6 protein-coding genes are annotated in these 12,361 nt (G+C 70.2%); 1 reads left to right on the top strand and 5 read right to left on the bottom strand.

All coding sequences use genetic code 11. The annotated features are described in order from the left end of the window. Window positions 1-180 precede the first annotated feature (180 nt). Window positions 181-6,474 (bottom strand): DUF7507 domain-containing protein, encoded by a 6,294-nt coding sequence (locus AC3RJ8_RS03545; protein ID WP_489714567.1) that lies wholly within the window; start codon window positions 6,472-6,474, stop codon window positions 181-183. A gap of 261 nt (window positions 6,475-6,735) precedes the next feature. Next, on the bottom strand, window positions 6,736-7,302 hold the full coding sequence (locus AC3RJ8_RS03540; protein WP_489714566.1) for an RNA polymerase sigma factor: 567 nt from the start codon (window positions 7,300-7,302) through the stop codon (window positions 6,736-6,738). A 368-nt stretch (window positions 7,303-7,670) separates the two neighbouring features. Here AC3RJ8_RS03540 and AC3RJ8_RS03535 point away from each other — a divergent pair, with 368 nt between their 5' ends. Continuing rightward, window positions 7,671-9,371, top strand: a complete 1,701-nt coding sequence (locus AC3RJ8_RS03535; RefSeq protein ID WP_489714565.1) for a collagen-binding domain-containing protein — start codon at window positions 7,671-7,673, stop codon at window positions 9,369-9,371. Window positions 9,372-9,450: 79 nt separating this feature from the next. Here AC3RJ8_RS03535 and AC3RJ8_RS03530 read toward each other — a convergent pair whose 3' ends face one another. From AC3RJ8_RS03530 to AC3RJ8_RS03520, 3 genes are read right to left on the bottom strand one after another with little or no spacing between them, the layout of a single operon-like run. Then, entirely contained in the window at window positions 9,451-10,488 is a 1,038-nt protein-coding gene (locus AC3RJ8_RS03530; RefSeq protein WP_489714564.1) for a glycoside hydrolase family 43 protein, read from the bottom strand. After that, complete coding sequence (locus AC3RJ8_RS03525; protein WP_489714563.1) at window positions 10,485-11,378, bottom strand: carbohydrate ABC transporter permease; 894 nt, start codon at window positions 11,376-11,378, stop codon at window positions 10,485-10,487. The genes AC3RJ8_RS03530 and AC3RJ8_RS03525 overlap by 4 nt, the downstream gene beginning before the upstream one ends. Continuing rightward, entirely contained in the window at window positions 11,375-12,361 is a 987-nt protein-coding gene (locus AC3RJ8_RS03520; RefSeq protein ID WP_489714562.1) for a carbohydrate ABC transporter permease, read from the bottom strand. The genes AC3RJ8_RS03525 and AC3RJ8_RS03520 overlap by 4 nt, the downstream gene beginning before the upstream one ends.

The following is a 12,361-nucleotide window of genomic DNA, read 5'->3' as shown; positions in this document are numbered from 1 at the left end:
GCAGCTCAGGGTCGGCACAGGCACCAGCAGGCAAGACATCGAAAGGACGCCGACATGACGGGGCGAGACGTGAGGTGACGCACATGTTCCGGTGCGGGTCGGCGACTCCGCACACGACGACGGCGCCGCCCGCCCCGCAGGATGAGCGGCGCCGTCGTGGTCGACGACCTGAGCCGTCGGCTACTGGTGCGTCCGGCGGTGGCGCGTGGTCAGGACGACCGCCGCGCCGAGCAGCAGCAGCAGGACTGCGGCCGCGGAGAGCCACCCGATCGTCGCGCCGGTGACGGGCAGGCTGCCCGGTCCGGCCGGCGTCGGGTCTTCCGGCTCGTCAGGTGTCGCGCAGGCCTCGGCCGCCCCGGTCAGACCGTTGTGGTCGATCCCTGCGGTGTTGGCGAACCCGCCCGGCTCCCCCGAACCGGGTGCAGGGCAGGCGAACGTGGACTCGTTCGCCTGGTCCTCGTCGAGGTTCGCCGTGACCCGCACCCGGTAGGTGTGGGCCTGCTCCGCACCCAGCAGGACGTCGGTGGCGACCACGTTCGCGGGGGCGCCCTCACCGCCCTGACCGGTCCAGCTCGACGACGCCGCGACGCCGTCGGGCGTCATGGTCACCGCCGCGGACGTGATGTCCAGGCCGGCACCGAACCGCAGACGGTCGGTGAGGGTGTACTCGCCCTCGGCCGCGCCGTCGTTGGTGGCCGTGATCTCGTACACGACCGTCCACGTACCCCCGCTGCCCTCGGTCGGCTCCCCGACGAGCTGCTTGTCGATCGAGATGGACGGCAGCGGACCGCAGTCGGTGTCCGTGGTCTCGTTGCCGTTCTCGTCGGACAGGGTGGCCGCGTTGTTGAGCCCCTGCTCCAGGGTGTTGTCCCCGGCGGGCTCGGTGCAGTCCGGCGACCCGGCGCCGTCGGCCCCGCCGGGGCCGACCTGCATCGGCACGTCGGCCAGCACCGTGACGGTATAGACGTGCGGGGCGTAACCCTCGTCGTCCAGCCCGATGATCGGCACGTCGGTGGAGATCCGCGTGTCCTCCATCCCGTCGAAGGTGTCGCTGACCGTGACGCCCTCCGGACCGGTGACACCCACGTCCGTGACGGTGACGTCGGCGGCGAAGAGCAGCTGGTCGTCCAGGTCGTAGAAGGTGCCCTGGTCACCGACGTTGCCGACGGTGATGTCGTAGACGACCTCCCACTGACCGTCGCCGACGGGCTCGGCGGACGTCAGCTCCTTGTCGATCGTCGGCTTCCCGGCGCGGAGGCACTCCTCGTCCTCCTCGGTAATCCCGTTCCAGTCCACGGAGGCCTCGTTGGCCAGCGCACCGGGGACGGGTCCGCCGTCGGCGGTCGAGCAGACGTCGTCGGTCGGGACCTCGACGCCGAACAGGTCCGCGCTGTACCGCACGACCACCTCGTAGCGGTGCTCCACCGTCTCCGGCTCGGCGCCCACGATCGCCTGGTCGGCCACGATGAGCGTGTCCTCCAGTCCGTCGAAGCCGTCGTTGAGCACGGCCTCCGGCGCATCGGTCGTCACGTCCTGGACGCCGATGACCTCGATGCCCTCTCCGGCCGACAGGGTGTCGGTCAGGTCGTAGGTGCCGGCTCCTTCGCCCTCATTCGTCACGAGCAGCTCGTAGGTGGCGTCGTACACGCCGTCCTCGCCCTCGACCGGCATCACCGCGCCCACGAGGGACTTGGTGATGTCGATCAGCGGCAGCGGGGCGCACACGTCGTCGTCCCGGTTCTCACCGTTGTGGGTGAGCTCCGTGGAGTTCGCCAGCCCCCCGCTCTCGCCGGATCCCGGCTCGGGGCAGGCCAGCGCGTCCGGCGTGACGGTCTCACGGTCCAAGGAGACCGTGACGTCCACCTCGTAGGTGTGGTCGCTCTCGGCAGGCAGGGTGACGCCGGAGGCGATGACGTTCTCCGCCGCGCCCTCGGCGCCCTGACCCGTCCAGCCGGCCTCGGTCTCGACACCGTCCGGAGCCGTGACCACGGCCGCCGACTCCACGACGATGCCCTCGCCGTAGATCAGCCGGTCCACGAGGTCGTAGTCGCCCTCGGCCCCACCGGAGTTCGTGGCCACCAGCTCGTAGGAGATGGTCCACGTCCCGTCGCCGTTCGGCACCGGACCGTCGCCGATCGTCTTGTCGATGTCGATCAGCGGCAGCGAGGCGCACACCTCGTCACCGTCGGTGATCCCGTTGTGATCCAGCCCTGTCGAGTTGGCCAGACCACCGGACTCACCGGAGCCCGGCTCGGGGCACTGCAGCACGGACGGGTCGATCGTGTCCTCGTCCAGCTGGACCGTGACCTCGACCTGGTAGGTGTGCGTCGCCCCGGCATCGAGGGTGACGCCGTCGGCCACGACGTTGACCGCCGCACCCTCGGCACCCACACCGGTCCAGTCCGGGTTGGTGGTCACGCCCTCGGGGGCGGTGACGATCCCGGCCTCGGTGATCTCGATGCCCTCGCCGTACTGCAACCGGTCGGTGACCTCGTAGTCGCCTGCGGCGCCACCGACGTTCTCGGCCACCAGGTCATAGGTGATCGTGAACGTCCCGTCACCGTTGGGCACCGGCCCGGCCGAGATCGACTTGTCGATCACGATCGCGGCCACCGAGGTGCACTCGGCGTCGGTGTCGGTCAGGTCGTTGTGGTCGATCTCGACCGTGTTGGCCAGACCACCACCATCAGCACCCGGCTCGGCCGGGCAGGCCGACACGTCCGGCGGGTAGGCGGCGTCCTCGGCCATGCCGAGCACCACCTGCACCTGGTACGTGTGCATCCCGCCACCGGCCAGCGTCTCGTCGCGCACGATGACGTTCTCCGGCGACCCTTCGGCGCCCAGCCCGGTCCACAGCTCGTCCGGAGTGACACCCTCCGGCCAACCGACGAGCGAGGTGTCGACGACCTCCAGGTCCCCGGCCGCCGTCATCGCGTCGGCGAGGTCGTACTCCCCCTCGGCGGCGCCATCGTTCGTGGCGACCAGGTCGTAGGACACCGTCCACGTCCCGTCACCGTTGGGCACCGGCCCGTCCGTGATCGACTTCGTCACGTCGATCGAGGGCAGCTCGGCGCAGGCCTCGTCGACCTCCGTCTCACCGGTGGACTTGGTCAGCTCCGAGGTGTTCGTGAACGCCCGGTCCTCGGGCTCGCCGTCCTCGGCGCCGCAGGCCGTCGGGTCATCGGCACCCGAGCCGGCACCCTCGAGCTGCAGCGGCACGTCGGCGACGACCGTCACCTGGTAGACGTGCGGCTCGTAGTCGGGGTTCTCCATGCCCTCGATGTCGGCGAAGTCCGTGATCATCAGGTTGCCCTGACCGTCCCATGCCGGGTCGGTGAGCGTCACGTCGGCCGGGGACGCCGTGACCTCAGCCGAGGTGATCGTCGCCTGGTCGGTGAAGTGCAGCTCGTCCGCCAGCGCGTAGTACGCGGCCGGCGTCTCGATGCTCTCCACGACGATCTCGTAGACGATCTCCCACTGCCCGTCACCGATCGGTGCGGCCGAGACCAGCTCCTTGGAGTGGGTGGTGTCCCCCACCGGCGTGAACCTGGCGGGGTCGCAGTTGATCTCCGGCGGCAGCGGGTCGCCGTTCTCGTCCACCGAGTCCTCGGGGATGTCGGACTCGGCGCACGCCGTGTTCACCACGTCGTCCTCGCCCACCGGCTCGGTCAGCACGATCTCGAACTCGTGGACGTAGCTCTCCCCCGGCTCGAGCACGTCGATCGTGAACGAGCCGAGCTCCGGGTACAGGTCGTCCGTGACCTCGATGTTGGTCAGCGTGCCCTGCCCGGTGTTCTCCACCACGATCCGGTACGGGACGGTGTCCCCGATGTGGAACTCGGGGCCGGTCCCCGGCTCCTGCGCGTCCTGCCACTCCCCCTCGGTGTCCTGGACGTACTTCTTCAGGTTCGCCGAGTAGTAGGTGGCGATCTGCGTCTCCGCCGAGGTCCGCATCACCAGACGAGTGTTCTCTGCCCGGCCCTGCGCCCGGTTGACCAGCACGTCCGCGCTGTCCATCCCGTCGGTCACGATCGGGATCGTGAAGTTGAACGCACCCCGCGGCTCCAGCTCGTCGGTGATGACACGCACCGCCGTCGCGTCCGGGGTGAACGTCGTGGTCCACCCGACCGTGTTGCCCGTCGTGTCACCCGCGGCCCCGTTCATCGGGTCGGCCGGGTCGTCCGACAGCGTCGCCGGGTCCGCCGTCGTGTAGTAGACGGTGGCACCCATGCTCACCGTGACGTCGCCGCTGAGGTCGTAGGTGCCGGCCATGTCCGTGCCCCGGCCGTCACCGTTGTACGGCAGGATGTCGATCGTGTCCGTGAAGGCCTGCGGCGACGGGTCCTCCGCGACGATGTCGACCGTCCACGAACCCTCGCCGACGCCGTCGCCGTTGACGTTCGGGATGAACGCCTGGTCCGCCGTCTTGAGGATCGACGTGGACCCCGCGGAATTCACCGTCACGGCGGCCGTCGCCGGCTCGCTCGTGAGCCCCCCGACGCTGCCCGTGACGCTGTTGACCAACCGGTCACCGCCTTCGACATCGTCAGCGATGTCCACCGTGTAGGCCAGCGTGTTCTCCGTGTTGGTCGGCACGCCGTCCACAGTCCACGTCAACACCTGCTGCCCGTCGCCATTGGTCGATTCCACCGGGTCGGGATCGGTCGAACCGGTGACATAGGTAGCCCCGACCGGCAGCGTGTCCTTCACGACGTACCCGTCGACCTCCTCAGGCACATCCATACCCTCGGCCGTGTACGTCACCGTGAACGTCGCCGTACCACCCGGGTCCACCGTCGGCGGGTCCACCGACTTGGACACCTGCGGCTCAACGGTAGAGATCCGCAGGATATCGCGACCACTACCCGCATACGGGTAGCGCGCACCAGGCGTCGTGGTCCCCGAATTGGGAACGTCAGCCGGGTCCATGGTGCGATTGCGGTAGACCCAGTCACCGGCACTGGAGACCGCCCGGTGCGCGCCCCAGGTCCAGATATCCTGACCAGCGACCACGTCGTCGTCGATCACCTGGGTCACCTGGAGCTGAGGCGCCGCCTCGCCCATCCCGCCACCGAGGCCGTAGCGGGCGCGCACCGCATGCACCGTCGACAGATCCGCCGGCGGGCTCGAGACCCAGTTGGCGTTGTCGTTCCCACAAACCTCAGAACCATTGGGGTCGCCGATCGGCGTATCGCGCACGAGATATTCGAGCGGGGTGTCGAGAGGAGATCGATCGTTGTTCCGGTCGACCACTTGAGCACCTGTGTACGTGACGTACTCGCCGTCAAGGACCACGCACAAGCCACCGAATCCCACCTCGGGATCCACATTGGTATAGTCCACAGAGGCGCTTCCCATGACTTCGGTACCAGGGGGCACGCGGTACTGGTCCTGCCAGAGCCTCGCACTGGTGTTTGTATAAGCGGGGTACCAGTTGGCTACACCGAAACCAGACACCCAGTTGATCTCTGAGCCGTTGTTCTGCACTTCATCCTTGCTCGTCGAGCCAGTCTCCGAGACATACGTCGGCGCGTTGGACGTCAAGCTCACGGTTCCCGAGTTCGCCTCGGTGACGACGCGGAACTGCACCTCGCCGGACGCCACCGCGACGCGCTGAGTGGGCAGCGCCCGCCCCCGTGAGTCCTCGGTCGGGACCTGCGCGTGGCTGTAGTCGATCCCGCTCAAGGTCAGGTCGTACGTCGAGTCGTTGATCCTGGTCAGGGTGCAGCTGTCGACGAACGGCGCCATCTGCGTCGTCGGGTTGTCACCCCCGGAGTACGGATGACCCCCCGCACCACCAGTGGTGAACGGGGAGCAGCGCTGAGGTCCACGCTGCATCGGAGCATCGTCGGTGTTGTCGAGCCTCAACCGGTACGTCACCGTGTCGGGACCGTCCGGGCCGAGCGCCCCCTGGAAGAGCGTCCAGTTGAACGTGACGTCGCGCGACCCGCCGTTGTCGACCGCCTTGCCTGCGTTGTTGTCCCACAGGATGTCCATGACGAACGCGTTCTCGACCGGCACCGGCGTCAGGTCCGCCGTCTGGTCGGCGATCGCCCCTGACAGCGACACCGCCTCACCGTCCACGGCCGTCACCGTCACCGACGTGTCCACCCGGAACGCCGTGCCCTGATCGAACGTCCCCCCGTTGCACACCAGCACCGAACCGTCGCCCGAGATGCTCGACGACGGGTTCACACCCTCGGTCAGGCAGGCCGGCGGAACCTCCTCGAAGATCGCACCGTCCGCCGTCACCGTGATCGTGACGTTCTCGACCGGCTCGTTGCCCGGCGCCTCGGCGTCGTCGTTGACGTTCGCCCACCAGGTCCCTGCGACCGAGTCGCCGGTCCTCACGACCTCCGGCGTGTCGTCATCCCACTCGCCCACGATCTCGTAGACCGTCGCCGCCTGCGCGGGCATCGCGATCGCGACGCTGCCGACCAACGCGGCCACCAGCAGCACGGCGAGGCCGGCCAACCGGTGTCGCAGCGTGGCGAGACGAGTGGTAGGGGGGGCGGACTCTCTGCCCCTGGAGATCCGGTGCGAGGCGATCACGCTGGCCCCTTTCCTTGGCGTGACACTGAACGTTCGTCATCGAGGTACTGCTCAAGCTCGCGTGAGGCTCGAAGGCCCGTTCGACGGACGCCCTCGTGTGGTCTCCGTCACTTCACCGATCACCCGTCAAGACCCTGGCCCCCGGAGGAAGTGACGGAAGCATCTATGTGATATAGATCACACCTAGGGAGACCGTTCCTGCCACCCCGGAGTGCGCTCGGCCGTCAGGAACCGCCACTCGCGCCGGAGCCCGGCCCGCGCGCGGTACAGCAGCGCGGAGACCGCCCCGTCGTCGATGCCCAGCAGCTCGCCGATCTGGTGGCGCGGCAGATCCTCGACCTCGGCCGCCCACAGGGCGACCCGGTGCCGCTCGGGGAGGCTCTCGAAGGCCTCGCGGACGGCGAGTCCCTCGGTCGCGTCGCGGGGCACGATGACTTCCTCGTGTGCGGCGGCCTGCTCGGCCGCGACCTTGCGGGCCTCGCGCGCCGCCCGGGTGAACACCACGGACCGGATCGCCGAGTAGTAGTACGGGGTGAACTCCTCGCGCGGCCCGGCGCCGGCATGGATCGCGTGCAGGATCTTGGCCCAGGCGTCGTGCAGCGCGTCCTCGGGCTCGAACGACCGGCTGATCCGCCGCACGAGGCGCAGCCCCGCCGGACGGTGACGTTCGTAGAGTTGCGAGGCGGCCCAACTGGCACCCCCGCGGATCTCGCTCAACAGCTCGGAGTCCCCCTGCTCCGCCACGCTCACCAACCCCCTCCGGGCAGGGGGCGACAAGCCTCGCGGCGTGCCCCCTGCAGCGCCTCGTTACCCGTCATCGCTGACGGGCCGGTCGCCAGCGACGTTAGGTGTCGCCCTGAGCAAGCGCATGCGGGAGGGCAATTTTCACCCGCCCCAGGTCTTGTCAGACAGCTCGCGACGTGCAGCCCTTACCACGAGTGCTCCGAGGCAGCATCTTGAGTGAGCGACGGCACAGACCATGGCGTCATGGTCCTGCCGCCCCGGTGTCTTGCCTCGTGGTCGACCGGCCTGCCCGGCGTCCGCCACAGCCCACCGAGAGGATGACCGTGAACTCACCCGACCGCCGTCGGACCCCGTCCCACCGCACGCGACGCGGAGTGCTGACTCGTACCGCCGCCCCGCTCGGGCTCGCGCTCGCCGTCAACGCGCTCGCAGCCCCCGCCGGCGCCGCGACCACCCAGGTCGATCCGTTCGACCTCGCCGGCGGCTTCTCCGTCTACGCCCTGGGCGACGCGACCTTGGACAACCACGAGACCGAGGGCGCCATCGCCGTCGGCGGCGAGCTGACCGTCCGGGCTGACGGCGGCACCTACCCGGTGATCCACCAGGCCGCCGGCACGGCCGACTACACGATCCCGACCGTCGACGGCGACCCCACCCGGCTGCTCATCGGCTCCTACGCCCCGACCTCCGGGCTCACGAAGGTCGAGAACAAGGGGGTCCCGGCGGGCAGCGGCAGCGAGCTCGAGGGATACCTCAAGGTGGTCGGTGACGATCCCGCCTTCGGCACGTACGAGCGCGGGGGCTGGACCCGCTACCGGACCGCGACGGAGGGCGCCCCCGCCATCGACGCCACCAACCAGGCGTGGCCCGACGGCGCGGACACCGTCGGCACCGAGCACGACTCGGTCGCGGCGTACGTCGAGTCCGGCCCCGGCGTCGACGCGGTCCGTCAGTGCCTCGCCGAGCTGAGCGGCGATCTGGCGCACCGGCTCGATGTCGCCGAGGACGTCGGGGACCGCGTCGTGCTGTCCGCGGTCGAGCCCGGCATGCCGAACGTCGTCGACTACGCCGACATCGCCGGAGCATCCCAGGTGCAGTTCGCCGACGGCACGCTGCCCTCGGCCGACGCCCCGTTGATCGTGTCCGTCCCTGCCGACGTCACCCAGGTCTCCGGCGCGGTGTTCGGCACCGAGGGCCAGGTGGCGCGTTTCGTGATGTGGGACCTCTCCCGGCACGACGGCGCCGTCGCGCTCGACGGCTCCGGCACGCGCATCGACGGTTCCGTCTACGCGCCCGAGGCGGACCTCACCGTCGACGCCGCCCCGATCGACGGCCAGATCGTCGCCCGGGACCTCGACCTGCGCGGCGGCGAGGCCCACGCCTACTTCTTCGCCGGCACCCTCCCGTGCGGCACGCCGGCGGAACCGACCGGGAGCATCAGCATCACCAAGGTGGTCGGCGGCCAGGCCGCGGACATCGTCCCCGGCAGCACCGTGTACACGGTGTCCTACCAGGTGGCCGGCGGTGAGACCGGCACGCTTGAGCTGGTGGCCGGCGAGGAGCAGACGCTCGCCCCGCTGCCCGTCGGCACCGAGGTCACGCTCACCGAGCAGGACCTGCCGCCGGTCGACGACGTCGTCTGGGAGCCGGTCGAGTGGCGCGTCGACGGCGATCCCGTCACCGGCGCGTCGGCGACCGTGTCGGTGGGGACCGACGTCGAGGTCGTGCTCGTCAACACCGCCACCGACAAGCCGGACGAGCCCGCCGACCCGTCGGAGCCGAGCGAAGAGCCGTCGGACCCGACCGAGGACCCGTCGTCCTCGCCCGAGCCGACCGAGCCGGGAAGCGAGACGGGAACCAGCGAGCCGGGCGAACCCACCGACGCACCCTCGACGGCCGACGACGGGCCGGGCGACCCCACCTCCGACGTCGTCCGGGCCCAGTCCATGTCCGACGTCGCCACCGACGGGCAGCTGCCCGTCACCGGTCCCCGGGTGGCCGCGCTGGTCCTGCTCGCCCTCGCCCTCGTCGGATCGGGTGTCCTGGTCGTGCTGTTCCGCCGTCAGCGCCGCTGACCTCGAGGCCGGGTCGATCGGCGCCTGCCCGGGGCGCCGATCGATCCGGCCTTGCCACTACAGCGCGGCGAGACGGGGATCAGCGCGACGAGCGCGCGACGGGCAGCACGGCGAGCGGCTGGTCACCGTCCCACCCGAGCGGTACGGAGTGCAGCTGCCGCGCGACATACGCCCCGTCCCACCCGTGGAACACGAGCACGTCCCCGTCCGGCGTCGCGACGACGTCCTGCCCACCCGGCCCACGGAACATCTCCCCCGTGCCCGCGGTGGAGAGCAACGGCTCCGAGTCCTTGGTCCACGGTCCGTCCAGGGCGGGTGCGGTCGCGTGCCCGACGGCGTAGGTGTCGTCGCCGTAGAAGTTCGCCGAGTAGAACGCGTGGTAAGTCCCACCACGACGCACGATCGTCGGCGCCTCCACGAGCTCGCCCTCCCACGCCAGGTCCTGCCGGAACAGCCGCACCGGGTCGCCCGCGAGCGCGGTCCCGTCCGGAGCCAGCGGGGCGGCCTGGATCCAGGTGTCGTGCCCGCAGCAGTTGCCGTCGTTCTTCCACAGCAGGTACGTCGTGCCGTCGTCGTCGAAGGTCGCCGCGTCGATGGCCCCACCCTCGCCCTCCGGGCAGACGAGCATCCCGTCGCCGACGGCCTCGAAGGGCCCGAGCGGGTCGTCCGACACCGCCACACCGACGCACTGGACGCCGTGCTCGGCGCTCGCCGCGGTGAAGTACAGGACGTACGTGCCGTCGTCGGACCGCGTGACCTCCGGCGCCCACGTCCTGCCGGGGATCACCCAGGGCGGCAGGTCCGGCATGGCGTCGTCGTGCTGCTCCCAGGTCGCGAGGTCGTCCGACGTCGCGACGCGCACGTTGGTGTGCGGGCCGTTGGTGGCGTAGGCGACATACCCGTCGTCGGTCACGAGCACGTCGGGGTCGGGGAAGTCCTGGCCGATCAGCGGCTCCGGACGCCAGGTCTCCGCTCCCTGCTCGGCCACGACGTCCGCCCCCGGTGCCTCGCCCGGACCACAGGCCGTCAGGCCGACGACGACGGCACCCGCCCACGCCGCGCACGCCACCCGTGGCCAGGGCCGGGCCGGGCCGTGCCGGTGCGCGGCGGCGCTCACCCCTTGAGGCCCGACCGCGAGACGCCCTCGATGATGAAGCGCTGCAGGAACGAGAACAGCACCATGACGGGCACGCTCGCGATCACGGCGCCGGCCATCAGCAGGTCGTACCGCACCTGGTTGGCACCCTGCAGGGTCGCCAGGCCTGCGGGCAAGGTGCGCGTCTCGGGGCTGAACAGGACGTACACGGGCCACAGGAAGTCGTTCCAGTTGGTGAGGAACGCCAGCAGGGCGAGCGTCGCCATGGCCGGTCGCGCGAGGGGTAGGACGATCTTGACGAACACCTCCCAGCGGTTGGCGCCGTCGAGCAGCGCCGCCTCCTCGAGCTCGACGGGCAGGTTGACGAAGAACTGCCGCATGAAGAACACCCCGAAGGCGGAGGCCGCCGTCGGCACGATGATCGCGAGCAGGGAGTTCAGCCAGCCGATCTCGGACACGATGAGGTAGTTCGGGATGACGAGGATGACGCCGGGCACCAGCAGCATGGCCACCACCAGCCCGAAGACGATGCCCTTGCCGCGGAACTCCATGCGCGCCAGCGGGTACGCCGCCATCGACGCCGTCGCCACGACGAGCACGGCGTTGGCCGTGGCGGCGACCATCGAGTTCGCGAACCAGGTCAGCACCGGCGTGTCCGACGCGGTGAACAGCGTCTGGAACGCCTGGGTCGTGAACGGGTCCGGTATCCAGCTCGGCGTGACGCCGGTGGCGTCGGCGCGGGTCTTGAACGACGTCACCAGCATGTACAGCAGCGGGCTGACGAAGACCAGCGCGAGGGCGTAGAGCGCCACGTACCGGGCGACCCGCCGTCGGACAACGCTGCCGGCGCGGTGGCCGGCGACCCGCACGGTGCGGTCGGTGAGGGGTGCGGTGGGAGGAGCGGCGGTCATCGGCGCACCTTCTTTCCTGTGCGGCGGGCGTCCCGGTCCCGGAAGAGCCAGAAGACCGCGGCGCTGAGGATCATCAGGCACACGGTGAGGATGTAGCTCATGGCTGCGGCGCTGCCCATCTGGAACGAGCTGAGGCCCGTGTCGGCGATGAGGTAGATCGCGGTGCGGGTGCTCCGGCCGGGTCCGCCCTCGGTCATCAGGTAGGACTGGCCGAACATGTTGGCGGAGAGGATCAGCGTGTTGACGACGACGAACATCAGCACCGGCTTGAGCCCGGGGAAGGTCACCGCCCAGAAGCGCTGCCAGGCGCTCGCGCCGTCGACGTGCGCCGCCTCGTACAGCTCGGCGGGGATGTCCTGCAGCGCCGCCAGGTAGATGACGGCGTTGAAGCCGAGGGTCCACCACACGGTGACCCCCACCAGCGCGACCCACGCCCAGGGCAGGGACGTCAGCCACGCCGTGGCGTCGGGCAGCCCGACGAGGCCGAGGTAGTGGTTGACCAGCCCGATGTTGGTGTCGAGCAGGTACCGCCACAGGACGGAGACGACGGCGACGCCGAGCACGAACGGCGCGAAGTAGACGGCCCGCAGGAAGTTCCGCCCGGGGAACCGCGCGTTCATCATCATCGCCACCAGCAGCGGGATCACCAGCAGCAGCGGGACGCTCGCCAGCGTGAAGATGCCGGTCGCGCGCATCGACTCCCAGAACGGCCCACTCGCCGTGGACGACGGGTCGATCAGGGCCTGGTAGTTCTCGAGCCCGACGAACGGGTGGTTCGGGAACGTGTAGTCCCAGTCGTGCAGGGAGATCCACACCCCGAGCGCCGCGGGGAGCAGGACGAACGTCCCGAACAGCAGGAGGAACGGTGCGAGGAACAGCCAGGGCGTGGCCGGGGCAGGGTCGATCGGACTCCGACGGCGCCGAGCGCCCCGGGCGGACGCCCTCGCCGTGGCGAGGGCGTCCGTCGGAAGGGTGGCGGTCAT

The organism is Isoptericola sp. MSGPD8_1_ISO-PGPR-S23-394, assembly GCF_058072785.1.
The sequence above is the reverse complement of the archived record's forward strand: the minus strand, read 5'-3'. Positions and strand labels throughout refer to the sequence as shown.